Origin of the sequence: Parasutterella muris, assembly GCF_009767915.1 — a bacterium.
In the GTDB taxonomy this organism is placed as follows: domain Bacteria; phylum Pseudomonadota; class Gammaproteobacteria; order Burkholderiales; family Burkholderiaceae_F; genus Parasutterella; species Parasutterella muris.
Genome location: NZ_WSRP01000040.1, coordinates 1 through 23,887, shown reverse-complemented (window position 1 = coordinate 23,887; position 23,887 = coordinate 1). Strand labels below are relative to the sequence as shown.

Annotated in this window: 24 protein-coding genes and 3 tRNA genes; 5 read left to right on the top strand and 22 right to left on the bottom strand. The window is 47.6% G+C overall.

All coding sequences use genetic code 11. The annotated features are described in order from the left end of the window. Positions 1-216: 216 nt before the first annotated feature. The 5 genes from E5987_RS10805 to E5987_RS10785 all read right to left on the bottom strand — a co-directional run bounded on the left by E5987_RS10805 (position 217) and on the right by E5987_RS10785 (position 5,701). On the bottom strand, positions 217-588 hold the full coding sequence (locus E5987_RS10805) for a hypothetical protein (RefSeq protein WP_160336093.1): 372 nt from the start codon (positions 586-588) through the stop codon (positions 217-219). 131 nt (positions 589-719) lie between these two features. Beyond that, positions 720-2,354, bottom strand: coding sequence for a vWA domain-containing protein (locus E5987_RS10800; protein ID WP_160336092.1), 1,635 nt, complete (start codon positions 2,352-2,354; stop codon positions 720-722). A gap of 64 nt (positions 2,355-2,418) precedes the next feature. Beyond that, on the bottom strand, positions 2,419-3,357 hold the full coding sequence (locus E5987_RS10795; RefSeq protein ID WP_160336091.1) for a DUF3150 domain-containing protein: 939 nt from the start codon (positions 3,355-3,357) through the stop codon (positions 2,419-2,421). 145 nt (positions 3,358-3,502) lie between these two features. Further along, positions 3,503-4,525 carry an AAA family ATPase gene (locus tag E5987_RS10790; RefSeq protein WP_160336090.1) on the bottom strand — a complete coding sequence of 341 codons (1,023 nt, stop codon included), beginning with the start codon at positions 4,523-4,525 and terminating at the stop codon, positions 3,503-3,505. A 186-nt stretch (positions 4,526-4,711) separates the two neighbouring features. Beyond that, the gene (locus E5987_RS10785) at positions 4,712-5,701 is read right to left on the bottom strand and encodes a DUF7146 domain-containing protein (RefSeq protein WP_237178811.1); all 990 of its coding nucleotides are present in this window, start codon (positions 5,699-5,701) and stop codon (positions 4,712-4,714) included. Positions 5,702-6,180: 479 nt separating this feature from the next. Between E5987_RS10785 and E5987_RS10780 the strand changes: the two genes are divergently transcribed. Next, entirely contained in the window at positions 6,181-6,762 is a 582-nt protein-coding gene (locus E5987_RS10780) for a rubrerythrin family protein (RefSeq protein ID WP_237178810.1), read from the top strand. A gap of 288 nt (positions 6,763-7,050) precedes the next feature. Here the strand turns inward: E5987_RS10780 and E5987_RS10775 are convergent, their stop codons facing one another. From E5987_RS10775 to E5987_RS10735, 9 genes are all read right to left on the bottom strand, one after another. Next, positions 7,051-8,556 carry a sodium:solute symporter family protein gene (locus tag E5987_RS10775; protein ID WP_160336088.1) on the bottom strand — a complete coding sequence of 502 codons (1,506 nt, stop codon included), beginning with the start codon at positions 8,554-8,556 and terminating at the stop codon, positions 7,051-7,053. A gap of 12 nt (positions 8,557-8,568) precedes the next feature. After that, a complete protein-coding gene (locus E5987_RS10770; protein WP_160336087.1) occupies positions 8,569-8,829 on the bottom strand; it encodes a hypothetical protein in 261 nt (86 codons plus the stop codon). Between the two features lie 14 nt (positions 8,830-8,843). Next, positions 8,844-9,614: a creatininase family protein gene (locus E5987_RS10765; protein ID WP_160336086.1), complete on the bottom strand. Its 771-nt coding sequence runs from the start codon at positions 9,612-9,614 to the stop codon at positions 8,844-8,846. Between the two features lie 166 nt (positions 9,615-9,780). Next, positions 9,781-10,080 carry an LOG family protein gene (locus tag E5987_RS10760; RefSeq protein ID WP_160336085.1) on the bottom strand — a complete coding sequence of 100 codons (300 nt, stop codon included), beginning with the start codon at positions 10,078-10,080 and terminating at the stop codon, positions 9,781-9,783. A 14-nt stretch (positions 10,081-10,094) separates the two neighbouring features. Beyond that, positions 10,095-10,535: a DNA-processing protein DprA gene (locus E5987_RS10755; protein ID WP_160336084.1), complete on the bottom strand. Its 441-nt coding sequence runs from the start codon at positions 10,533-10,535 to the stop codon at positions 10,095-10,097. A gap of 260 nt (positions 10,536-10,795) precedes the next feature. Beyond that, positions 10,796-12,079, bottom strand: a complete 1,284-nt coding sequence (locus E5987_RS10750) for an N-6 DNA methylase (protein WP_160336083.1) — start codon at positions 12,077-12,079, stop codon at positions 10,796-10,798. A gap of 773 nt (positions 12,080-12,852) precedes the next feature. Further along, entirely contained in the window at positions 12,853-13,179 is a 327-nt protein-coding gene (locus tag E5987_RS10745; protein ID WP_160336082.1) for a hypothetical protein, read from the bottom strand. Between the two features lie 83 nt (positions 13,180-13,262). Beyond that, a complete protein-coding gene (locus E5987_RS10740) occupies positions 13,263-13,973 on the bottom strand; it encodes a hypothetical protein (protein ID WP_160336081.1) in 711 nt (236 codons plus the stop codon). Between the two features lie 404 nt (positions 13,974-14,377). Further along, on the bottom strand, positions 14,378-14,623 hold the full coding sequence (locus E5987_RS10735) for a hypothetical protein (RefSeq protein WP_160336080.1): 246 nt from the start codon (positions 14,621-14,623) through the stop codon (positions 14,378-14,380). Positions 14,624-14,701: 78 nt separating this feature from the next. Between E5987_RS10735 and E5987_RS10730 the strand changes: the two genes are divergently transcribed. After that, positions 14,702-15,025, top strand: coding sequence for a hypothetical protein (locus E5987_RS10730; RefSeq protein WP_160336079.1), 324 nt, complete (start codon positions 14,702-14,704; stop codon positions 15,023-15,025). A 254-nt stretch (positions 15,026-15,279) separates the two neighbouring features. Here E5987_RS10730 and E5987_RS10725 read toward each other — a convergent pair whose 3' ends face one another. The 4 genes from E5987_RS10725 to E5987_RS10710 form a co-directional block, all read right to left on the bottom strand. Continuing rightward, on the bottom strand, positions 15,280-15,684 hold the full coding sequence (locus E5987_RS10725) for a hypothetical protein (RefSeq protein ID WP_160336078.1): 405 nt from the start codon (positions 15,682-15,684) through the stop codon (positions 15,280-15,282). A gap of 82 nt (positions 15,685-15,766) precedes the next feature. Continuing rightward, complete coding sequence (locus E5987_RS10720; RefSeq protein ID WP_160336077.1) at positions 15,767-16,192, bottom strand: hypothetical protein; 426 nt, start codon at positions 16,190-16,192, stop codon at positions 15,767-15,769. Between the two features lie 39 nt (positions 16,193-16,231). Next, the gene (locus tag E5987_RS10715; protein WP_160336076.1) at positions 16,232-16,813 is read right to left on the bottom strand and encodes a hypothetical protein; all 582 of its coding nucleotides are present in this window, start codon (positions 16,811-16,813) and stop codon (positions 16,232-16,234) included. Positions 16,814-17,383: 570 nt separating this feature from the next. Then, positions 17,384-17,459: transfer RNA gene (locus E5987_RS10710), tRNA-Glu, on the bottom strand. Between the two features lie 156 nt (positions 17,460-17,615). Between E5987_RS10710 and mtgA the strand changes: the two genes are divergently transcribed. Beyond that, positions 17,616-18,287 carry a monofunctional biosynthetic peptidoglycan transglycosylase gene (gene mtgA / locus E5987_RS10705; RefSeq protein ID WP_160336075.1) on the top strand — a complete coding sequence of 224 codons (672 nt, stop codon included), beginning with the start codon at positions 17,616-17,618 and terminating at the stop codon, positions 18,285-18,287. A 42-nt stretch (positions 18,288-18,329) separates the two neighbouring features. On the opposite strand, the gene E5987_RS10700 is transcribed toward mtgA, so the two are convergent. Further along, positions 18,330-19,226: a formate dehydrogenase accessory protein FdhE gene (locus E5987_RS10700; protein WP_160336074.1), complete on the bottom strand. Its 897-nt coding sequence runs from the start codon at positions 19,224-19,226 to the stop codon at positions 18,330-18,332. 155 nt (positions 19,227-19,381) lie between these two features. On the opposite strand from E5987_RS10700, the gene E5987_RS10695 reads away from it, so the two are divergent. Next, positions 19,382-19,975 (top strand): thioredoxin fold domain-containing protein, encoded by a 594-nt coding sequence (locus E5987_RS10695; protein WP_237178809.1) that lies wholly within the window; start codon positions 19,382-19,384, stop codon positions 19,973-19,975. 264 nt (positions 19,976-20,239) lie between these two features. Here E5987_RS10695 and E5987_RS10690 read toward each other — a convergent pair whose 3' ends face one another. Then, on the bottom strand, positions 20,240-20,569 hold the full coding sequence (locus E5987_RS10690) for a hypothetical protein (RefSeq protein ID WP_160336073.1): 330 nt from the start codon (positions 20,567-20,569) through the stop codon (positions 20,240-20,242). 283 nt (positions 20,570-20,852) lie between these two features. Further along, positions 20,853-21,869, bottom strand: a complete 1,017-nt coding sequence (locus E5987_RS10685; RefSeq protein ID WP_237178808.1) for a DUF362 domain-containing protein — start codon at positions 21,867-21,869, stop codon at positions 20,853-20,855. Between the two features lie 397 nt (positions 21,870-22,266). On the opposite strand from E5987_RS10685, the gene E5987_RS10680 reads away from it, so the two are divergent. Further along, a tRNA-Leu gene (locus E5987_RS10680) sits at positions 22,267-22,351 on the top strand. Between the two features lie 796 nt (positions 22,352-23,147). Here the strand turns inward: E5987_RS10680 and E5987_RS10675 are convergent. Further along, positions 23,148-23,232 (bottom strand) — tRNA-Leu (locus tag E5987_RS10675). Between the last annotated feature and the right edge of the window lie 655 nt (positions 23,233-23,887).

Sequence of the window (23,887 nt, the reverse complement as noted above, 5' to 3'; positions counted from 1 at the left end):
AACTTCATTTACCGGGGCTGAAAGTTGTAGCTACCACGGCGTGGAAATCGTAAGATCGGAGAAGCCCCGCTACACGGAGCTTCCAGGGATTTTATGCAGTCGTAAACTGTAAAACTCGGGAAAAAGAATATTGCCGTTTGTCGGGAAAAGGCAAAAATTAAGGCGGCACGATCGAAATCGCGTCGCCCTATAGCGTGAATCAGCTGGCAAAGAAAATTAATTCTGCGGCTGAGTCTGCTGTGCGGGAGCCTGAGGAGCTGTCTGGGGAGCAGCGGCCTGAGGTGTCTGGGTCTGAGGAGCCTGCTGATACTGCTGGTAAATCTGCTGTTGCTGCTGAGTAGGCAGATAAACCGGACGGAAATGATACATGCCGTGATACGGGCAGTAGAAGCCCATCATAACCGGGTACTGGCTCGTAACAGGAGCACCTTGATAAAAACCGTCCATCATGCAGGGAGCACCGTAATAAACGGCCTGATCCTGAGGATCCTGCTGACCTTGAGTCTGCTGAGCGGAGGCTGTAAGACCAAAGCCTAAAAGAGCAGCTGCCATTGAACCGACAAAAAGTGTTTTCTTAAAAGAAATCATTTGAATTCCTCCACTAAATGATGGGGCCATCATAGGCTTGAGACTTCATGGCTTTCTCGATTCCGTTCGTTTTGAGACACGCAGACCGCTTAAATGTTAGAAGTTTTTTCTCAGACTTCTCAGAGGCCTAATCAGTCCGCATGCTTTTTCATCGTCGCTTCAAGCAGCTCATATAACGCTTCCTGCATATCAAAAGCATCCTCAATGTTTTTCTGCAAATCAAAAATAAGCGGAGAGAGCCTGCCGATGCCAAGACATACAACCTCTATACCGGCATTTGTTAAGACTTTGCTGCGCTCCTTGAGAAGCTCCTCCTCGGAACATAAACCGTCTGTCAGCATAAAAATAATCTTGCGCCGCTCTTTGCGGTTGGAAAGAATCGCGGCTGCCGAATTCAGCGACTGACAAACCGGTGTATACCCAAAGGAGCGGATACCCGCGAAGCGATCTGTCACGGACTCTGAACGCTCATCAAAACGCTTGATCTCTAAAAGCGTGTTTCGCTCCATTCCCGGAAACGCATAAGCAGACGCTCTGCATCCGCTGACGCGGTCAATCAGACGGCAAAGAACTGCGCCGCAGATCGCCGCCGTACGCATCGTTCTTTTATCCATTGAACCGCTTCGGTCGATCAGCACGGCAAAGGCGGCCGAGGGCTGTTTAACAGTATCTTCCGTCGTAAAAATACGATCTTCGCCAACCATCAGTCCCGCAAGCGCCGGTGTACTGAGCTGTTTGCCTCTTCGGCTCAGATGTCTCGGCCGCATGACATTTGAATTTAAAAATTTTCTGAATCGGGCTGAGGCGGTAATCTCGTATTGCTCTAAATCCTGTACAAAATGCTCGTCTATGCTCTGCGTAAGCTCACTTCTGACCGCAGGCCAAATCGAGTTGCTGCCCTGAGCCAAATCGGGAGACTTCCCTTTGCTTCTGCTCTCCTGCTCGAGCAGTTTATGAATATCAAACTGATCCGGATTTTCTCCTTCAAAGAGCTCCGTAAACTTTTGCTCAAGCTTCCTGTCGGCTGCCGCATCGGAACCGGTCGAATTAGAAGAAGTGTTTTTTGCCGGCACGGCCTCCTGCTCCGCTTGCTTTTTAACGGAATTGCCGGAAGTTTTGCGGCGGTTTTTCCCTAAAGAAAGCTCCTTAATAAAACGTTCGGCAATTAATTTGGCATATGCGATAACTTCATCAGTGGATTCGGAAGTCACAGCTGAATACGCAAGCGCGGAAAGCTCTTCATAGAGATCCTCGCCAAAACGTCGGATAAATTCGTTCTGCGAGCTCTGAGAAAGCATATGAGTAAAACTGTAGCCAAGCGTCTTGTCCGTCATATGCCAGTAAAGGCTCAGGCATAAAAGCTTCGCAGGCGATGTCTTTTCGTTGACTTCAGGCAGACGTCCTCTCTTGAGCATCCGCTCTAAGTAGGTCTCACGCCAAAAATAAGTGCCCGGTGTTTTACGATAGCCGATCGCGTCGATACGAACGTCTTCCAAAGCGTTTACCAGCGGATGCAGACCGCCAAGCTTGGAAACATTCGTAAAATCCGTAAACAGCACATGATGAATCTCGTGGGTGCCGTGCGCAAGATAAGCGTCAAGCGCGTCCTGCGAATGCGTGGGCGGCTCTCCCAAGTAAACGGTTTTACCGTTCGTACTCGGAACCCCTCCGAAGACAATCTGAATGTCTTTGTAGTTCGCAAGCGAGGCAAGAATACTGTTGACCGCCTTATAGACGTTGATGGTGTTGCAGGTTTCGACTCTCAAAATCTGTTCCTCTGGGACCGCTTGAGCGGCCGATCTCATTAGAGATTCGGCCGCGCGCCCGGTGTTAGCTAAAAGAAAATAATGACTTGCCTCGCGCAAGCATGGCTTCCAAGCCGCAGGCCATAGAAAAGTCCGGTTCAGCAGACTCGGCTATAGGCTCCGCAGTTTTCGGCTCAGCCTCAATCTCCGTCCTCGAAGCCGCGTCCAAAAGTTTGAACGCCGCCTCAATTTCACTGAGCATCGAGGTTTTATCCCGGCAATACGGTTTAAGCCGCATGGCCTGAGAAATGCACGAAGTCAGATGCAGCGCGCCGTCACGGAATTCCTCGCGATAGCCCTGCCAAACTAAAAGACGATCTTTAAGTATCTCCAGCCGGCAAAGCAGCGCATCCGTTATGGCGCCGCTTTCAGCGGCAATGCGAACGAGATCAAGTTCCTCGGCAAATCGCAAAGCAAGACCTTGAATAAAGGACTGCAGCGAAGAGCGGGAACCGCTGAAGCTCGCAAGAGTAAAGGCGTCGAACTCAAAAGAAATGCGGCGCAGAACATAATCCGTCGAAGGACAAATCACGTCCGAAGCGCATCCTTTCGGAACGACTCCCATCGACCTGTCATAAACACTCTTTTCATAAAACGGCGCAAACACTTCGTCTCGCTGCCGACAGAACTCTCTGCGCCAAATCGCAAGCGTTCGTTCAACCGAGACAGCGTCACATCGCCTCATGACATAGCCGTTCAGATAGGGCTCTCCTCTTTCCGCGCAAAGCGCTTTGGCGCGCACCCGAAAATCTGAAAATACTTTCAGCATCGAGGCCGGAACAATGCGTCTTCGACGCATATTCTCCGCGCCTTCCTCTACCGAGGTCTGCTCTGTGCTCATACCCGTCCAAACGGAAATCCGGAAAGATACCAGCACAAGGCTGTTCTCGGCAACATCAGTTTTGTCACTATTTTTTGGTTCGCATCCGCCAAAGAAAGATGCGTCCCGGAACAAATCGGTCATGGAATTCTCCTTTTGATTCAAGGGAGAGGCCCTGACCCGAAGGATCGAGGGGCAACACTCCCTCGATCTCCGTGGGTTGTTCGCTCTTTACGAACGAAAGTTTAGAAACACTTGCGACAGCTCTTGTCTTACCTCCTCGTGTCAGCTACACGAGGAGATAGTCGCCGATATTGCCTAATTCAGCTTCAACAAGCTTCTCAATGACTGAGGCGCTTGTCGAGTCAAGGCAGTCAGTTAGAGAAATGCGGAGCGCTTTTCTGACCGCTTCGCGATGAGAGCATCCCATCGCTTTGGAGCGATAACTCAAAAGCAGCAAATCTCTAAATCTCATCAAAACACGCGTGGAAATTGTCGCGTCTACACTGACCGTAGGATCCATGCCGCAATAAGCTTCACGAACTCTTTCGGCCGATTTGCGCAGACGCACCGCAAATTCCCGCTTCCACTCTGATGAAGAAATGCCGACGCACTGAACTTCCGGCGTACTGCTGAGAATGAGTGCAATCTCAGAGTCCGCGTCCATGTAGTCCATGCGCATTTTCCAGCAGCGGTCCATAACCGCGGGATCCTGAACGAAACGCCCCACGTAGGAGCCTTTCTCGTCATCACATAAGCCTCGGATGTTGTCTGTCATGACTATCCTCGTGCGCGGATGACGCTCAATCACCTCTCCGGTTGCCTCAATAAATAAAGGCGCACCCTCCAGCAGTTCGTTGACCGAAAGCCAGAGATCGCCCGGAGCTGCCGACATTTCATTAACCAAAAACACAAAACCGCGCCGCCAGGCCCGCGTCAGCGGTCCGTCAACAAAGCGCATGCTTTTGTCTTTGTCAATCACATAGTGACCGATCAAGTCTGTTCGATCCAGCCGCGCGCGTGCGGTCATCGCAATGACCGGAGCACGAACTCGGGCACAAAACTGATTGATAAAACTTGTCTTGCCGGATCCGTGAGGACCGCTGACAAACAGCGGCTCTCCCGAACCCATCTCCCACCATGCGGACATAATGCCCAGTGTTTCCTGCCGGAAAACATAGTTCGGGTCTTTCTTCGGAATCAGGTAATGCTCGGAAACATCCCATGATTCTCTCTGATAGCCCAGAACCTTCTGCTCGGAAGTAAAACCAAACTCTTCCGCGCAAATCACATCGTCAAATACCTGCTGCATAAAAAACTCCAAATAAAAAACGGAGCTTTCCCGCCGCTGCCGCGGGGTCGAAAGCCCCGCGGGGTATAAAAAAACTGCACAAATGTTTTCCGTCAAAGAAAGGCTTTGTGCAGGAGCCTTTCTTTGTCGGCGGAAATCTAATTCCGCCAGCCTATCGCCCTGAAGTGCCGCTAAGCATCTTTGGTGCTACGAAGCCTTCTGAGCGCGCCTGTGCATCAGCACGTCATTCCAATCCCAGCCGGGAAAGTCCGGAAGACGTACTTCAACTTCAAGCGCGGGATACCGCTGCTTTAAAACAGCGGCAGCGCAATAGGCTTCTCTTTGTCCCACAAAGTTCAGATCCGCATCCGCAAAAAGGATCAGTTTTCTGACGCCTTCCGGCGGGACAAATTGTTTGAAATTAAACGCCGCGATCACCGACCAAACCGGAACTTTAAAAAGTTCGGAAGCCGAGAGCGCGGTTTCAATTCCTTCAGCAAGTCCGAGGACTCCGTCGGGCTGATATTCGCCAAGCCGAATAGAGCAGCCGGAGAGCTCCTTTGAGAGAACCTTTTTCACTGTCTTAACATCGGCCTTACGGCCTCCTTCAAGATAAGTTCTGTGCAGATTCACTCGTTTTCCGTGCATATCGCTGATCTCCGCAATGAGGCCCTCGAAATAGCTCGATTCCCAATCCTGCCCGTTTTCAGCCTGCTGCGAATATCGCATAGACTTGATTGAACGCAGAGCGGGAGGAAGTTTCCCGAGAATTCCTCTTGAGCGAAGATAGAGATAGGCGCCGTCTCCCTCTTCAATCGGACGCGAAGAACTCCACAGTCTTTCGACGGAGTCTCGAGTCCTCTGAATCGGTTTGCGGCGACGTACAGCACGGTACTCTTCAACGGGAATCGAGAAAAAGTCTGCGATATACAGAAGCGCTTCCTTATAAGAGAAGTTTCGGATCAGCATAAGCAAATCCACACCGCTGTGATGGCCGCAGTGACGGCAGTAGCTATCGCCTTTTCTAAATTTGTCGGTGAAGGAGAAACGATCCTCTCCGCCGCACCAGGGACATTCCTGGTTCGGTTTGTGAAGAACCTTCTCGCTGACACCGGCATACTGCAGGATTTCACGATAATTGCCTTGGGCGCGCTCAAGAATCAGCGCAACGGTTTCAGGACAAATTCGAGTTTGCATATCTTTAATCATCATTAATAAAAGGTGAATAAAAAGACGTCCCGCAGTCCCCTCTCGGCGAACACGGCGGTTCGCCAAGATTGAAGAAAAAAGCGGAAAACCGCTTTGACGCTGAGCATGATTTTCTCGGTCGCCCGAGAAATATGCGTTCACACTCACACGCAGGCTTATAAGGCAGCCACACTCTGAATCACCCACTATAAGGAGGCCCTGGTCAGCCGCCATTGGCAAATTGCCGCACAAATAACTAAAACCTCCTATAACCCACTGAATCCAAATACTTTTATATCGTTTAAAGCAATTTCCAATTTGTAACTCTTTATTCGAAAATCATTCATAACAAACTGATTTTTCTAAATAAAAATCGCCTCAACTCTTTACGCTTATTTTGAGGTGCTTTGGAGGCTCTTCTCTGAGTATGTAATTAACCTATACCGTGTGACGCTGATCACCCGATAAAGCAATTTGGAGGTTTGATAATGACAAAAAGTTTGGTAGGTACTCAGACAGAAAAGAATTTGACAATTTCCTATCTGAATGAATCCCAGTCATACGCACGCTACACTTTTTATGCGGCGCAGGCTGGCAAAGAAAGCTATTTTCCGCTTCAGGGCGTCTTTAACGAAACCGCTGCGAACGAACTTCGCCACGCCAAGATTTTCCTCAATCTTCTTCCCGACGGACAGGTCCTAGGCTGTGTACAAACAGATACCGGCGCAATCGGAAAGACCGCTGACAACCTGAAGATTTCTATTGAAGAAGAAAAGATTGGAGGAGTTGAGGCTTACCTCGCCTACGCAAAAGTCGCTGACGAAGAAGGCTTCCCTGAGATCGCCGCTAAGTTCCGTGCCATCGCATCCATCGAAGCACATCACATGGCTCGTTTCCAAGCTTGGCTCAAGCAGGTGGAAGACGGTACAGTTTGGAAAAGAGAAAAACCGATTAAATGGCTGTGTCTGGTTTGCGGCTTTGTGTATGAAGGCCTGACACCTCCGACAAAATGCCCTGCCTGTGATCATCCGTATCAGCACTATATCGGCATGGACATGCTGGATCTTTAATATTCAAAATCAATTTACTCAAAAACTCCTTCATTTGAATTTGTGCCAGTTTCTGCAAACGGCTGAGTATTGCACCTGCACATTGCATTTTCAAGGTTTACCCTGAAAATCCTCGCCGTTTGCGGATTCAAACACGCGTGGCCGACATCCGTAAGATGCCGGCCCTATTTTTGCAAACCCAAAGAAAAAGCCCGGCTGATTTCCGAGCTTCTTCGTTTATTTAATGATCCCGCAAAACTTAAAACCGGTTTTTAAACCGCCTTCTTATCCGCGGGATTTGCGCACCAATTAGTCGAGCGCCAGGTTCTTCTGAGGAGCCTGTGCGGGCTCTTCGTCTTCCGCGAAGAAATCATTGATAGAGTCAATGACCTGCTTGGTGTGTTCCTGAGGCTTAGTGACCAGAGAAACACCGACGAAAATCACCAGAGAAATCATCATGGACCAGAACGCTCCTGAAAGACCGAACGGAGCGGCCTTCAGAATGAAGGTCATCGTAATCATCAGAAGTTCCCCGATAACGATCGAAGCAATCGCAGCTTCTCTCGTCGCTCTCTTCCAATAAAGTCCGCCGATTACCGCCGGAACTAAAACCGCCACACCGCCGTTGGAAAGCACCAGAAGATCAGCAAGCGCTGTCGGACGAGTGAGCGCGAAAACGACAGAGGCCAAACCGATAATAATGACACCGACCTTAGCGACGTTGTACATCGCGTTTTCGTCTGCTTTCTTGTTGATGTACTTCTTGTAAACGTCGGTAGCGAGCATTGTGGAAGTCGCATGGAGCTGAGAGTCACCCGTTGACATCGCGGCAGCAAGCGCACCGCTGATGATGAGCGCTGCAAAGACCGCAGGCGTGTACTTGAGAAGCAGTTCCGGGAAGATGGTATCCGGAGCCGCGATATCCGGCATCAGGATACGGCCGATCATACCGACGCACGGCGTAAAGACGTAAATCATGGTCAGGTAGATCGAAGAGAACACGGCAGACCACTTCATAACATTCAGGTTCTTACCTGCGAAGAATCTCAGCGTCACCTGCGGGAACATCATCATGCCGAAGGTAATGACAACCCAGCGGGAGACCCAGTCCTGAGGCGTGACAACGCCTTTGGGTCCCGGCAGTGTGAATAATTCCGGAGTGTGGCTGAAAGCAGCCTGATAGGCGTCAGCCACAGACGGGAAGTTCGCAAGAATAACCCAGAGCGAGCCGCCGAGCAGACCGACAAACATAAAGACACCTTGCGCCGCGTCCGTAATCGCAACGCCCTTCATACCGCCTAAAAACACAAGGACGATCATGATCGCAAAGAAGATCAGAGCGCCTGCGGTATAAGAAAGCATGCCTCCGGAAATGGTCTGGAAGATGTAGCTGCATCCGATGGCCTGAATCGCGACATAGGGAATCGTAAAGACCATCGTGATCAGTGTGACCAGAACACCGACCGTCTTAGAGCGGTAAACGTCGGATGCATAGTCGGAAACCGAAAGATAGCCGTAGCGCTTGCCGACAAACCAGAATCGGCGTCCCCATACCCAGAAAAGCACGCCCGGAAGCACCGTCCACAAACCGTTGCACCACCAGCCGATTCCGTTGTTGTATGCGAAACCGCCCGCGCCCATAAAGGCGTATGCGCTGTGGTAAGTCGCTGAGAACGTCAGCGTCAGGATAAAGATTCCGAGACCGCCGCCTGTTGCGAAGTCTTTAATGTTTTTCTTATCCTGTTTGGCTGCGTAAAGCGCGATACCAAGGAGAACAAGAAGATATACAGTCAGAATAACAAGACCTAAATTCATGATTGTCCCTCCTTAGAACTCGGGTCTTGAGACCTGCTCGATCTCTTTAGCATCCTGGCTGCAGTTCCAGGCCTTGAGCTTTAACGCGGCGACAATGAAGTCGACGATCATGACCACAAACCAGAATTCAAGCCAAAGATAAAGTGTCGGCCAGCCAAAGGTCAGCGGGTGTGTGACGCAGTAGTCATTGACCCAAAATACAACCGGGGGATTGACCATGATGATGCTGAAGATCAGCACCGAAAAAAATATGGTTTTACCGTTAAATCTCATCGCAGACTCCGATGTTATTCACTCTGAAGCTGTTCAACAACTTTGACCAAGTTGCTGACCAGGTGATCGTGATAAATCTTCCCGCGCTCGGCATCGGCCTTGCTCGGCTCACCGGTGCATCCGCCGGACTTCTCCGCTGCCGCCTTGGCGTGCGCAAGACTGCTCGGCACATAACAAAGCGTGTCATGTTCATAAGTCGGATCGACGGAATAAAGCGGTGTGTCTTTGATGGGATTATCGACGGCTTTCTCCAAATGGACCATGTCCGGGAATCTGGCCATCATGTGAGATGTTTCGATTTCTTCGGCGTGTCCGACCGGGCCGAATCCGAGCTCTTTAACAATATCTTTGCTCATATAGGCCGGATCAAAAATCTTGACGGTGCAGCCGAGTTTGCTCTGAGCTTTCTGTGCACACAGCTGCATCCAGACTACATTTACGATTCTGTGTCCGTTGATCAGAATGATTTTGTTGAGGCCGTGTGCGACTAAGGATTCGATGATGTCGTATGTCATCTCGAAAAGAACTTCCGGACGAATTGTGATTGTGCCGGGAAGCACCATATGATGCGGGCTCCATCCAAACCAAACCGGCGGCGTCAGAACAGCGCCGGTTTTTTCCGCGGCGTCTTCTGCGACGGTCATTGCGACATACGTGTCCGTACCAAGCGGAAGGTGGTAGCTATGCTGTTCAACGCTTCCGATCGGAACAATCGCGACGCCTTTGCTTTTCTTAATGGCTTTTCGAGCTTCTTCCCAGCTCTTAGTCTGCAGATAAACGCTCATACAGTCTCCTTAATGTGATTTGAGTTATTAATCAAAGTGTATAAGCAATTAGTACTCAAATCGGGTATAGCGGTTATGGAAACCATTAATCTAAAAAGATGATAAATCAGCGCCGAACGGTTGGAGAGCTAAGAGACCAGCAGTTCTCGCCTTTACGAACAGACTGTTAATTCTTCTCCTGAAGTTCATAACCGTTTACATCTACCGGTACAGCACCTTTGTCGACTAACAGTTTCACAACGGCGTCAGGAGAGCTACGTGAGGCGTAAATGTATATCTTTCGTCCCATACTGAGACCTTCATTTACGCCCTCCCAAGTACCTCCCGTCGTACTCGATTGTGCAACGTAGATTTCAGACGCTAAGGCATATTTATTTCTTGCCATCGCTAAACCGGCAGTCCATCGAGCTTTTGGAGGAAATACCGAGAGGACCAGAACATTTTTAAAAACACCACTGTTTTTCATTTCTGATCCGAACGTCAAAATTCCCTGAGCAGCACAACAATGCTCTGACCTTCGCTTTCGATAGAGCTGTCAAAAGCCTGCTTGTCTACGCCTTTTGCATAACCACAGGCAATAACCGTGCCTTCCGCAGTTAATCTTTCTGCCACATTTGCCGTAAATTTCAGAGATTCTTCGCTCGCCTCTCTGCTGCCGACAATTGATGCACAGGAATTATTCAGAATCTTTGTATTACCCGCACAATAAAGGATCAGAGGACGTGAATCTTTTTCGGTTCCGATTACTAAATTAGTGTTTAAGCTTGCCGGATAACAGGGAGAATATAACGTAATAATCTCTACGCCCTCCACCTCTAACTTCTCGTATAAATCAAAATACTGCTGCAGGTCTAATTCCTTTATCGCCTCATCTTCCTTTTGAGTTACTCCAAAACGCTGCTGTCGTTGTACACCGTCCATTGCAAAAAACTCGGACAACAGCGTTGATTGCTCAAATAGGATTTTCGAAGCAAGTTCGTTGATCCTTTTATCCTTCCATCCCTTAAGTTTTGCGGCAGTTTTGCAAGCGCAGCGAATGTTTCCCTAAACCTATCGGACATATCGGCCCAGCTTTCACCCTGATCCACGTAGGATTTGTATCGCTGTGCGGCACTGTAGGTTACTTTGTTTTAAAAGGCCTTGTACGGGTCTGGACGTTTTCCGGAAAGCTCCGCAATCTCTCAATCCTCTGACTTCTTCGCAAGCTGCACCCAAACGCCGTTGCGCATGACAAGCGCGCATCCGGCGTGATTGATTGTGTCCCCCTCGTTGTAAACGATCGGTGTAGTCTCAGAAGTTTCCAGCAGTTCCCAGTTGATTCTAGACTTCGGCAGTTTGCGAGTGCGTAAAATCTCGCGCAAGTCGTTCAAGTCGGCGTTAGAGATTACTTTGTCAACATCTCTGAATTTTGTTGGGTCCTTAGCCACGAACTCACTGAGAACATACTTTTTGCCTTCGTAGCTGTCGAAGTATTTACCTTCAATGAATGTTTCCCACTGGATTTTTGCTTCCGAGAGTAATTCCGGCTTCTGCTCCCTTAATTCGGCAATTTTTTCAGCGGTTTCATCGCTGAATTTCCTGAAGAAAATCACATCGGTAGCCGTATCAGTGCTGGCGGTGCTGAATGTGCCGCTCGGTAAGCGATACGCGCCCACGAACTCAGCCATCATCGTAGCCTTCGTTCTTAACTCTTCCGGCTTACCGCCTTTTCCGGAGACGCAGCTCATAGGAACAATAAACGCCGCCAAACCATTAGGCTTCAATTTTTCAAGACTGCGCAGGATGAAGTAAACCTCTAGCGGGTCATCTTGATAGCGAGAGTCGTCCATTCGGTTAGCTCCGCGATCCGCTACGGCTCCAAAAGGCACGTTCGTTACCACCGCGTCATAAACATTGTCGCGAGTCTTTGCGGCTACTTTTTCAAAATTGGAAATCGTCGTATTGTATCCCGGCCCGTCATTCACCAACTGACTCACTCGACCGGAAAGCGAACTCAACTCTACCGCATCAACAGCCGCATTAAGGGGCGCCGTCGCTCCGAAGATACCAGTGCCGGCGCTCGGATCAAGAATCTTTCCGCCGCTAAATCCTAATCCTTGGAGACAATCCCACACACCTTCTGCGATTGGTTTCGGTGTGTAGTATTCGTAAACACTGCCTTTTTGGCCTGTAGTCTTGTCAATCAAACCGCCGCCGAAACCAGAGAACTGAGCAAGGACTTGTTTCTCCGCATCCGTCGGTTTTTTATTTGGATCGTTGTTAAATTCTTCAATGAGATTAATCGCTCGATCGTTCAACTTTTGCCGGCTGGCACCCTTTTCGCCGACCGTATAAAACTGCTCCGTAGTTTGTCTAGTTCTCGAGTGCACCAAGTTGTAGAGTTCGGTTATCAAGGCAAACCGTTCTTCATTGGTCGTAAGGCTGTTGTATCTATCGCGATACTCTTGTATTGTGGCTTTTCGCATATATTTTCACCGTGTTATCTTCTATACGTTCTGTTATTACTTTCGCCTAGGTTCTATATAAACCGTGAGGGCTAAAGTGTTCTTCAAAGATCGGACTACTCAATTTCTTTCTCTTCACCTACAACAAAAGATACGAGCGCCTTGAACCAAACGTCTAAAGCCTTATCCTGTAGTTTTTCTTCATCTGTTGACTCCGTATTGTGGATAATTACGTTCCTCCGAGACATGGCTCTGTCAGTCGGACCTACCTCACCTTGGATAACTTGTTGCAAAAACACAACATCAGATTCTTGATTGATCCATCATCGGTATAATTGTATTCTAGGCCTCCGGCTCCCTCGTTTGTCCGGCTAATGGTAGGGCTTACTTGCGTAGGCGCAGAAGTAAAATAAGCTGATCTGCGTTCATCCGGAGGCAACTTCTCTAATTCAGCTAATTTCTCTCCCTACTGATTGCCCAACCTGTAAGCATCCAGGCATTTTTGCCTGCCAGCCTTATCAGAATAATAGGACTTTCAACTAGGGACACCTCAATCACGCTTGATTGATCGATAGAACCTTGTACCTTACAAGTACCCTTTTCTAGAGTTTCTTCCAGCATCAAGAAAAGCTCTTCTTTTGTTAAAACAGAGAGAATCCCGTCTTTTTTCTTTTCATGAGATCAAGGAACTCAGCTTCCAGCTCTGGGCTAACAGCGAAGTTTTCCTCTGTGAGGTTACTTCCATCGGCTTTTTCCCAACCGGAAAGGTCAAACACCCACAGCCCACTGGTTGTTTATCGATACATTAGGTCTTCAACTTTAGCTTGGAACTCTTTGGAAATCTTGTCTAATCGGAGATAAATTGCCGCGGCTTCAGCTTTGTAGGTTTCTCTCTTCTTCTGCCACTCTGTTACCTTGCCCCACCAATCCTTACCAGCCTTGATACCAAGTTTATCCATCTCAACAACAAGGTCCGTCGTAAACTTAAGGAAGTTGTTTCCAAGCGCCGTCTTGGGGTGTTTGACGTATTCCAGTGCCTTTGACACAGCCTTCGCAAGCGGAGTATCTTTCCCCAGATACTTCTCTATAGCTTTTTCCGCAAGAGTCGGGGCCTTGATCACATCATAACTCTGGATTTCGGGTTTCGTTTCTAAGCGCTTTTTTTCCGCTTCTGCGTCTTTTTTAGCCTTTTCAATCTCTGCTTTCAGCTTTTTAATTCGCTCGCCACGAAGATCAGCTTCACGCTCCTTGGGAAGCAGCTTATCGAGTTTCGATTTCTGGCGGCGACTCTCTCTTCAGGGGTCTTTACCTCGCGAGTTTTTTTCTCTTTTGCCTTTTGGGAAGCGTCAGACTTAGCCTTTTTGGAGGCTTTTCGTTGTTTAATACCGTCTAGGGTTTCCTGAGTTTTTGGGTCGAGTTTGCTCTGATTTTCTTTCTCCTGATCCTCCTGATAATTCAAGATAGCGGCTGTAATTTCTCGGTCTCTCTGTTTAGTTTCCTCCTCTAGAGTGGTACTATCAACTTCTCGGGGTTCTGAGAACGTTTCAAGACTTCTACGGCCCGCCGACAGCCGGTCATCTGTTGGGCGGATTAGCGATGGAGCAGTACGAGCCGGCGTACTGTTTGAGTTGCGGTTGGTAGTCTGAGATACGACGTGTTGTACGCCCGAAGTCCCGCCTCGCGTTCTTAGGACCCCTTTCCATTCATTCCCTCTTTTTGCTTCATAAGCCATCAAGCTCTTTGAATAGGCAGTCTGGACGGACCAAAAGCCTTCTCCGTTCTCTTTGCGAGGATCCCACGCCTTCCACACCAAGAGGACTCCCAACCCTCCTTTTGTTTTAACCATAATCTGGTTACCGGAAACCGCATACACTGCTTGCGCTCCTCCAGAGAGATTTCGTGTAACTTCACGCATTACATTTTCTGCTAAGTCCCCTTTGACATAGTTCGATGGCATTCTGCTTTTATCGACCATAGCGTTTAGCGTTATTCATGCGATGGAGCATACCGGTACCCGTGAGGTGCTTCATTCTTCCACCATCCGGGAACCTAAGATGCCCTTTTACCATACGGATTGGGCCAGCAAGATAATTGGCATTAAAGCCTTCTTTTGCCCAACCTTTAAAACCTTCAAAGTAGGCCAGATCAGGGTTATTTTTACCGACACGTACTATGTGGTATCAACCTGCTTCCCGTTTGCTTGAACAGTCGTTCCTTTGATAGCTTTCGAGGCGCTCCTCATCATAGAAGAAGAATGCAATTCTTTTTTGTAACTGGCCTCTTCCGCATAAGCTCTTACCACATCACAGAGAAGCTCAGCTACTTGGTGTTCATTGAGGCTGTTAATGCCAAGGAACTCCAAAAGCAATTTTTTAGCGCACCGGCAATCTGGTCGAACACCGATCTTTCGGATTGAGGAACAACACCGTTTCGCTTGGTATAAACCTCCAAGAAGTACGCAAGTCTTTCCTCGTTATCCGAGACACCGGCGTCATCCATGCGGCGTTTGACCTCTTCCCAGAATTTTCTTTCAGAGGGTTTTGTGCTCTTCAGCCCTTTTTCCATCAGGACTGCAAGTCAGCCTTCGATCTCTTTAATAAGCTCGTTAAATTCTGAGTCTTTGGCCGCGTGGACGCCTATTTCATGAGCAAGAACCGCACCGGCTTCGCCTTCGTCAACGTTTTCTCCGTTGATATAGACCTTTCCTGTCTTTTCGTCATAGATAGCGTTGGTCCCTTGATCCAGACCCTCATCTATAAGCTGCTGACGAATTTCCTCCTAAGATTTAGACGGATCTTTGGCGTACTCATCCTCCACTATCCTATCAAGGAACTCTTCGTTAGAGCGGCAAATAACGACCTTACCGGAGTTCAGCCGCTGGTTTGTTACGGCAACACCTCAAGATTTAAAGAGACCTCTTCTAACGTCGTTGAAATTTCGGTCCTTTTGCTTTTTGGTGAGAGCTGATACACTAGGTTTGCGGCGACTAGGGGGCATAGAGGCGCCTGCTTCGGGAGCAGGATGCGTTTCGGACGTTGAGCCATGGGACCCAGTCGCTGTATTCTTCTCTATCCGTCCTGTAACGACCTCAAGAATACCTCTGCCCACTAAAACCTCTTCCAGAACAAGAGCGTTACCGTTTGCAAGCGTTTTTCTAAAAAACACTCAGGTATTCCCTCGGGAATACTCTTCTGCATCCGCATAAACTTTGTCCGGATTGTTTAAGACTTCGGAAACATCATCGTATTACTAACATCCCAAGGTACCTGTCTCCTGCTCGGCACCTCATTTCCCACTCCGTGACGAGTTTCAATATGGGCCATGCTTTCTGTTCTAATTTGAAAGGCAAAGCCACGGACATCCACACCGACAGCGGCTTCAGCTTTATAGGTTTCTCTCTTCTTCTGCCACTCTGTTACTTTGCCCCACCATTCCTTACCGGCCTTGATCCCAAGTTTATCCATCTCAACAACAAGGTCCGTCGTGAACTTACGGAAGTTGTTTCCAAGCGCCGTCTTGAGGTGTTTGGCGTATTCCAGTGCCTTCGACACAGCCTTCGCAAGCGGAGTATCTTGCCCTAGATACTTCTCTATGGCTTTTTCCGCAAGAGCCGGAGCCTTGATCACATCATAACTCTGGATTTCGGGTTTCGTTTCTAAGCGCTTTTTTCCGCTTTCGCGTCTTTTTTAGCCTTTTCAATCTCTGCTTTCAGCTTTTAATTCGCTCGCCACAAAGATAAGCTCCACGCTCCTTGGGAAGCATCTTATCGAGTTTCGCTTTTCTGGCGGCGACTCTCTCTTCAGGGGTCTTTACCTCGCGAGGTTGTTTCTTTTTTGCCTTTTGGGAAGCGTCAGACTTAGCCTTTTTGGAGGCTTTTCGTTGTTTAATACCGTCTAGGGTCTCCTGAGTTTTTGGGTCGAGTTTGCTCTGATTTTCTTTCTCCCCCTTGAAAAGGAGTTTTTGCTCTGCGATAATTTTCACGAGCCCAGATAAGTTTTGATCTCTGGCAACCGCGGAGGTCTTAATCTGACCAGTGTGGCTGAGCTGTCCTGAAGGCCACACCTCTGAGCTATCCTTCCCATAAGAAGTTATTACGTAGTTATTGCTGCCCTTCTTACTCAAATAAACTTCCATCCCATTGTACTTAAGGCTTATCTTTCCTTTGATAAGCTCCTAACGAATTTCCTCCTTAGATTTAGACGGATTATTGGCGTACTCATCCTCCACCATCCTATCAAGGAACTCTTCGTTAGAGCGGCAAATAACGACCTTACCAGAGTTCAGCAGCTGGTTTGTTACGGCAACACCCCAAGATTTAAAGAGACCTCTTCTAACGTCGTTTAAATTTCGGTCCTTTTGCTTTTTGGTGAGAGCTGATATACTGGATTTGCGAGTATCCTCGGACATAGTACCACCTGCTTTGTGGGTAGGAACCGTTTCGGACGTTGAAGAGGACTGGGACGAGGGGCTCGCTTTTATCCAGCCTGTGGCAAATTTTATTTCTTTGGGGGAGTTTCCTCTTTTCTCCATCTCTTCTTCTGCAATGGCTTTATTAAGCGTCGCTGTGCTGTTGCTTGCCATTCCTTTTTCACCTGCGAACGACGTTTTAACGCTGTCATCAATAAAGGGTTGGCTAGTCTCAAATGCGTCTTGCGCTATTCTATAAAGTAGAGAGGCAACATCGTCTTCGGTTAGAGTCTTAACATGGAAAAAGCTGTCGAACCACTCTTTTATCGCCGCCAGAACTTCACGCAACTTTGCTTTTATGCCTGTCGGAACTTTTCCTTATCTTCCAGAATAGACCTCAAGGAAGTAGGTGAGCCTTTCTTCTGCGTCAGTTGTTTCTCCGGCTTTCTCAAGCTTTTTTTGTACATCTTGCCAGAGTTTCTTTACAGCTGGATCGCTACTGTTTAAGCAGCTTCCATAGGGTCTTCAACAGACTTTTCAAGCTGCGAGATTAAAGGGCAGAACTTTGCAGAACGCTTCGCCGCATGAACGAGCTCATGCGCCAACACTCTATCTAAATTTTCACGACTGACATGATCTCCGTTAAGGAAAATCTCTCCCGTCTTTCCATCGAAGACTGAGTTAGAGTTTCTTAGCCTTTCCTCATCAATACCCTTCCTTGCTTCTGATTCAGAAATACCAAAGAGAAAAACTAGAAAACGTATACCACTTGATATACCAAGCACATGAGGAAATAGGGGGGCGTCTGAACTTAAAAGAGTCGGTTTGACGAGGCGGTTCGAATTCTGAAAACCCGCATGGATACTGATACTTGGCGATAATTGGTGCAGTGTGACGTAGGTTGAAGCTAGAAGTCTCTGGCGTCCCGAACGAGATTCGAACTCGTGTTCTAACCTTGAGAGGGTTATGTCCTAGGCCTCTAGACGATCGGGACTCTCTGAAAGTGAGAGAAAGTATACATCAACAAAAATCACAATAACGCTTTCTGCGACTAAAATATCTCAATCGCATTTAGGGATCCCGTGGCATTGTGTTCAGCTCATCCAGGCAAAAGAATAAAAAAACTTCCATCCGGTCTTTAGTGACCAGGATGTTCCTTTTTCTTTTGCTTGCGGTTTTCGCGCTTGAGCTTTTCTATATCGCAAGAATCGCCCTCTTCGCATTCATTGACCCGAGTTCTACTCCGTATATGCGGCAGGAAGAAGACCGACTCTCAGAAAACGCGCCGCACCCGGTCCGCTACAGCTGGGTTGATTACGACAAAATCTCGCCGTACATGAAAAGCGCGGTCGTCGCTGCCGAAGATGCCAATTTCATGCACCACAACGGTCTGCAGTGGGGCGCCATTCTCACAGCCGCACAGCGCAATCTCCTTTCCGAACGCCATGCGCCCGGCGGTTCTACTCTGACACAGCAGACAATTAAAAATCTGTTTCTCAGCCACGACCGAAGCTACTTCAGAAAGATTCAGGAGATTATTCTTGCGCCAATCGTTGAAGCGCTCTGGAGCAAAAAACGTATTCTGGAGGTCTATCTCAACATTGCGGAGTTCGGAAGCGGAATATTCGGTGTTGAAGCTGCTTCACGCGCCTACTTTCACAAAAGCGCCTCTCAGCTGAACCGAAATGAAGCGATTCGATTGGCCTCCATTCTCATCAACCCGAAGAAATACCACATCAACAGCAATTCCTCACTCATTCAGAGGCGAGTTCACAGAATCGCAAACGATATGCGTCTTGTTGATATTCCTAAAAATAAATAAGCCTCGAGTTTCCTCGAGGCCGATAATGCTCTACCTTGGTGATTAGGCTTCTGTATCCTGATCTTTGATCTGATCCTCATACAGATTCTGAACTACGCCCATTGCTACCAGCTCAATATCGTAATCGAGCTCGCCCTTCAGGACGTTCTGGAATACGGTAGGCATCACGCCGCCGCACTCTTTGCAGGCGTGCAGACGATGAGCGGGGTCTTCATCGGCATAGAAATACTTCAGTTTGTTGCTGTTGGTATTGCCGCAGTAGGCGCAGCGAACACGTTCAAACGGCCAAACCGTGCCGCAGCAGGAACAGAAAAGTTTGCGCTCGTTAGACTGAGTTCCCGCAACCTCACTGACAGAAGAAATCGCAGGAACAGAACCGCAAGTCGGACAAAGAAGCGGTTTATCGCGCACAGCAACTTCATCAAGTCTTGTGAGTGCGCCTGTCATCGCTTCTCCGACAGGTTTCAGATAAGCGCGGATAATATTGATAAACAGGCCTGCAAGAACGCTTTGGCTTTCACCATCTTCCGCGTCGATACCTAGATCGGAAGAAGCTCGTTCAAACAATTCCGACGGATCTTTACCGGCTAATGCGATCGCCTCATCAGAGAGTTTGTCCCAGTCAAGAGTATTCAGCATTTCGATCTGGTGCGGTTCATTGATGACACCGGTTTCAATAAAACGCTTCTGAAGCAGACGGCAGTTGTCACGGAAGTCTTTCGGGTCAATGATCAGAGGATGTGCTTTCAGATATGCGAAATGCTCATTAAAGAGTCTTCTTGCTTCTTCTCCGTCAAACTTGAAGACCGGCAGATTCGGCTTGATGCTGTCTCTCACGTCAAACATGCTGTTCGCATATGTCATGAGTCCCATCCAGTCCACACCGTCGTCTCTGTCCAGGTAACCTTCAATCGCCTTTTCTCTCAAACTTTCCGTCATATCTTTTCCTAAAATTTCTCTGCCCCATGGCGCATATAAGATTTTCAGACATAACTATACTCAGACCGGACAAAACGCTCCAACTTAAGCGTTTAAAAATATTTCAAAATTATTATTCTTTTTATCATCGCTATTTTTTTTTCAAGGACACCATAATGAATGCTAAATTTTCCAGACGCACTCTTTTCGCTTTTGCGTCTGCGGTTGCCGCAATGACCGCAGGAGTGAAGACCGCTTCGGCTTCTCCCGCATCCGTCCCGCCGATTTGGAACGGAGAAAAGATGTACAACTCTTTTCTCAAGGACGGCACAGGATTTAGTTTTCCTCATAAAGAAGGTGCTCCTGTCGCCGTGGTGGCGTTCGACACCCAGTGCCCGGACTGCATGCGTCTCTTACAGCGTCTCCAGCCGCTTCTGAAGGACGTTCAGGTGAATTTCTACCCGATCTCCTTCATGAACATCCATTCCGAGCCTCAGGGTACGACGATCCTTATGGCTGATAAGCCCTATGAAGTATTTGAGCGGCAGCATGAACACTTTAAGGATCCGGATTTCAGAGGTATTCGCTACGACATTTCCAAACTTCCGGTTGAGTTAAGAGACAAAGTCTGGACAAACACCAAACTTCACAGACGCGCCGGCTGCAGAGCGGTTCCCTACGGTGTTTTCAAAAATAGCAAGGGCGAGTACGTCCCCTTCGATGAAAACCTGACAACGGAAGAACTTCGCAAGGTTTTTGAACTGAATTAAGAATCTGATTCTTTACCTGAAAGCCGGACTCGCTGTCCGGCTTTTTTGGATCTCGACTATAAAGCCTCGCCGAAACAGATGCTGAAATAAGAAGGCTAAAAAGAAATTGAGCATTCTCTCGATTTTTTCTATCCTCTGATCGGTCAAAAAAGGACTCTACAACCTGTTGGGCGGATTTCGGTTAACCGCTCCCAATAACACCCATACAAAAGGGCGGCCAAAAGGACCGCCCACCCCATGCAGTGTGAAGATCTAACTTCTCGACTACTTAACTGATGAATCTCCGCTGCCAAAAGAGAAACTATTCTTTAACTGACTCTTGGCATTATCTACGTCCTGACCAAGTTTCTGTTTATCTGTAGGAAGTTCCGTATAGCTGCCGTCCTTTACGTGCTGCTTAATTGCGGATGCGTCTCCCTTAATGGTTTCGACAGTTTCGGTGATGCTTCCGCCGGAATTGGCTGATGTCGTCGTGGTGGTGGTCTTGGTCACAGTATCGGCAGCATCGACAGAAGGCGCTGTTATTTCAGCTGCATTGACTGTAAAAGCAAAAGCAGCTATCGAACTGAGAATTGCAGCCTGAACTAATTTCATAATAAACCTCACTTAGTATCATCACTTAATTTCGTGATTCATTTATATTTATATACGGGTTTTAACTAATACGTGTAAATTTCGAGGTTACATGTGTAAATGAAAATTAAAATTGATGCGGTTACCGATGCGTCGACAGAGTATGTTTCGGGTTTTGGTTTGCTGCCGATTCTGCGGAGGAGGACTGCTTAAAAATATGGCCGGAGGTTATCCGGCCTGAGAGAACTCGATCGAGCCACTTAGAGAATTTTATGAGTGACCCGAATTTCTTTCCGAAGTGTGATTACATCACCTCAATAAGTTCGTACTGTGTATTGCCCATATGATGTTCAGCCATTGCAGACAGCTGACGCAAACCATGTCTGGTTTCAATTCTCTCGACAAGATCATGATTATCTGCAGTCTGACCGTAGACAAGGTCGACTGAAGCCTGATCAATCGCCAAAAGGTCTGTCGAAGCCAGAATACCGATATTCTTAATTGTCGGTTTTGCTGCGTGGATACCGGCGCAGTCACAGTCAACGGACATGTTGCGAAGGACATTGATGTAAGTGATTCGCTTGCCGAAATGATCGATTACGGCTTTGGCAGAGTCAGCCATATTTTCCATCAGAACTTCTTTGGCGGGCCATGCGTTCCAATCTGCAGGCGGTTCTCCCGAAACGCCGTGAACCTGTCTCTTGCCTTCCTGTCCGGATGCGCATCCGATAGCGATGTTCTTCATAGAACCGCCGAAGCCGCCCATTGCATGACCTTTAAAGTGCGTGAGAACGAGCATTGAATCGTAATTAACAATGTTCTTGCCCATTGCTACTTCTTTCAGATGGAATGCATTGTCAACCGGAAGGTTGACGTATCCATGCTCATCCATGATGTCAACCGGACAAAAGTCCCAACCGTTGACCTTCAGAGCCTCGCGATGTCCGGCAGTAGTGAATCGGTCGCCCTCATAAAGAGTGTTGGTTTCAACAATAACGCTGTTGGGAATGGTCGCCTGGAGCGCTTTAACCAGATCGGGGGGAATGATGTTGGGGCCGTGTTTTTCACCGGTATGAAGTTTAATTGCGACTTTGCCGTAAATGCCTTCATTCACTAAGTTATAGAGTTTGATCAGCATCTCGGAGCTGATGACCGGTGAAAAATATACCTTCGCGCAGGAACCGGTAAATTTACCGAGTTCGACACGTTTTGAACCAATGACCGGAGTTTCAACAGTTCCGACTACGACTTTTTCCTGAGCTACCGCCTCAGCTGACAAACAGGGAGCGGCTGCCGCTCCTGCGACGATTGCAGATTTCAAGATAGCTCTCCTTGATATTTCTTTGCTGTCCTGCATTCATTACTCCTATTTTTTCAATTAGGGACCATGGTTGATGTTATGCGTTCGGACTTAAAAATTCTTGTCTATTCTTCTTTCATTCGTTCTGAAATGAAATAGTTACAGACAAACATCTATGATTTTATATTTAGGCGTCTTTAAATTCCATAAGTTCACTGCCGGGAATGCCTCGAGTTTCGTCTGACAGTAATTCCGATATTTAGACAAGGCGTAATCTTTCAGCCTGAATGCGACGGTCTTTTCATTGTTTTAGATTTTTTAGCGACTTTATTTTTGCGACTACACAAAAATAATTTCTTGTGTATAATGGCGTCTCTTCGATGATTTAGGCCTTCAAGACCTGATGAATTGAAAGAATGCCTTCGTGGTGAAATTGGTAGACACGCCATCTTGAGGGGGTGGTGACGAAAGTCGTATGAGTTCGAGTCTCATCGAAGGCACCAGAGTTCTTGGTTGGCCTGTGCGATTTAACACAGGTCGATCTCTTTTCAGACAAGCGTCGCGTAAAAAAATCCGATCTACGTGCAAAAGCCAACAGATTTCTAAACGAGAGCTTCGGCAACCCCTGACCTGAGTCTAATTCAGATTCACTGACATGTTCGGAAGAACGCTCTCGGTTGGTCAGAAATGGATTCTATTCTTGGTGATGGCATCGGCTATATCAGCACCATTCATTGTAAAAACAAACTGGTAAGGGCAGCTTCCTTATTTATCCGGCAATCATATCGCGGGAGCTGATATCTACGCGAATCTTTATCGGCAAAGACTCCCGCTGCAAAAGCCTCTAAGACTATAGGGCCAGATGCGGCAGCTAAAACCTAAGGCACTTGCAAGATGAATATACAAGCTGCATTGTTACCTATCCATCGTCGTCACCAAAATTACTCTTGTGCGAACTCCTTAGGAATGCTTGGGTAGAACCGAATACAGCCCGACGTTAATCAGTCAATTGAATATCCGGAGGGCATCAAACTTGCAATGAATATCCTTTATCCGACAAGACATTCAGGAAAAAACAGTCAACGATTAAGCGAAGAAGTTCAAGGCAAAATTTCCAGATAAGGATTCAATACGCCGGACAAGAAATTTCTTACCGTCAAAGACAAATTGTTGCAGACGCAAAAGCTCCAAGGATGGAATTACAGGCCGCTAGGATATGTAGGGGAAATATAGATTTTGATAAGCGAAATCGGATAATAAAAAGCCCGTAAACACAGGCCAGTTTCGCTTAGATTTTATTGGTGCCTTCGATGAGACTCGAACTCATACGACTTTCGTCACCACCCCCTCAAGATGGCGTGTCTACCAATTTCACCACGAAGGCGCACCTATATTCATTCAGTCTGAAGCCCTAAAGCATCAGAGAATGGTGGCATTATACACAAAAAAATATTCTTGTGTATGCTGCTGTATTACCCACCGTCATTTCTTATACATTTTTTTTCCGGCAGCAAAAGCGATATCCGTAGAAGACCAGTCTGTTTCTCAAATTCACAAATGTATCCGCTCATTACCTAATAGAGTGTCGCGTTTATTTAGTCTGGATATGAGATGAGCCACTGTTTCCGTCAGCTGCTTTAGCCCGGATATCTAAATTCGCGGCAGAGTTGCTGCTAGCATGCCTCCCGATCGGATGAATTACAGTCGTTGATTAAAGACACACCGGATGAAATGAAATACCGAGAATCCGATCTTGTATATTTCTCCGTCCGGTCCGGTCAATGACGATCTCAAGTTCTTTCTCTTCGATCTGACGACATAAAAAGAACTGCCGATGCTTCCGATGACACAATTCAAAAATCACAGTTCGCACAAGGCAGAACTTTACAAACTCATCAAATCAATCTCGTCTCATGAGATTCTTCGTGTTCAGAGAATCGCCTTAAGCCGATTAGGTCCTTCCTGAAAAATTGCAGAACTAGAGAACTAAAAATTTAAAAATCACAAAAAATCCATTTATTTCAGTGGAATAAAAGGAT

Coding starts and splice junctions, on each gene's coding strand:
- E5987_RS10755 (WP_160336084.1), bottom strand. CDS start 10,535: ATGGACGGTGTACAACGACAGCAGCGTTTTGGAGTAACTCAAAAGGAA.
- E5987_RS10765 (WP_160336086.1), bottom strand. CDS start 9,614: ATGAGCGTTTATCTGCAGACTAAGAGCTGGGAAGAAGCTCGAAAAGCC.
- E5987_RS10730 (WP_160336079.1), top strand. CDS start 14,702: ATGAGCAAGAACCGCACCGGCTTCGCCTTCGTCAACGTTTTCTCCGTT.
- E5987_RS10780 (WP_237178810.1), top strand. CDS start 6,181: ATGACAAAAAGTTTGGTAGGTACTCAGACAGAAAAGAATTTGACAATT.
- E5987_RS10700 (WP_160336074.1), bottom strand. CDS start 19,226: ATGACGGAAAGTTTGAGAGAAAAGGCGATTGAAGGTTACCTGGACAGA.
- E5987_RS10750 (WP_160336083.1), bottom strand. CDS start 12,079: ATGCGAAAAGCCACAATACAAGAGTATCGCGATAGATACAACAGCCTT.
- E5987_RS10775 (WP_160336088.1), bottom strand. CDS start 8,556: ATGAATTTAGGTCTTGTTATTCTGACTGTATATCTTCTTGTTCTCCTT.
- E5987_RS10805 (WP_160336093.1), bottom strand. CDS start 588: ATGATTTCTTTTAAGAAAACACTTTTTGTCGGTTCAATGGCAGCTGCT.
- E5987_RS10770 (WP_160336087.1), bottom strand. CDS start 8,829: ATGAGATTTAACGGTAAAACCATATTTTTTTCGGTGCTGATCTTCAGC.
- E5987_RS10720 (WP_160336077.1), bottom strand. CDS start 16,192: ATGGAAGTTTATTTGAGTAAGAAGGGCAGCAATAACTACGTAATAACT.
- mtgA (WP_160336075.1), top strand. CDS start 17,616: ATGTTCCTTTTTCTTTTGCTTGCGGTTTTCGCGCTTGAGCTTTTCTAT.
- E5987_RS10790 (WP_160336090.1), bottom strand. CDS start 4,525: ATGCAGCAGGTATTTGACGATGTGATTTGCGCGGAAGAGTTTGGTTTT.
- E5987_RS10785 (WP_237178811.1), bottom strand. CDS start 5,701: ATGCAAACTCGAATTTGTCCTGAAACCGTTGCGCTGATTCTTGAGCGC.
- E5987_RS10735 (WP_160336080.1), bottom strand. CDS start 14,623: ATGGAAAAAGGGCTGAAGAGCACAAAACCCTCTGAAAGAAAATTCTGG.
- E5987_RS10690 (WP_160336073.1), bottom strand. CDS start 20,569: ATGAAATTAGTTCAGGCTGCAATTCTCAGTTCGATAGCTGCTTTTGCT.
- E5987_RS10760 (WP_160336085.1), bottom strand. CDS start 10,080: ATGAAAAACAGTGGTGTTTTTAAAAATGTTCTGGTCCTCTCGGTATTT.
- E5987_RS10695 (WP_237178809.1), top strand. CDS start 19,382: ATGAATGCTAAATTTTCCAGACGCACTCTTTTCGCTTTTGCGTCTGCG.
- E5987_RS10795 (WP_160336091.1), bottom strand. CDS start 3,357: ATGACCGATTTGTTCCGGGACGCATCTTTCTTTGGCGGATGCGAACCA.
- E5987_RS10740 (WP_160336081.1), bottom strand. CDS start 13,973: ATGCGTGAAGTTACACGAAATCTCTCTGGAGGAGCGCAAGCAGTGTAT.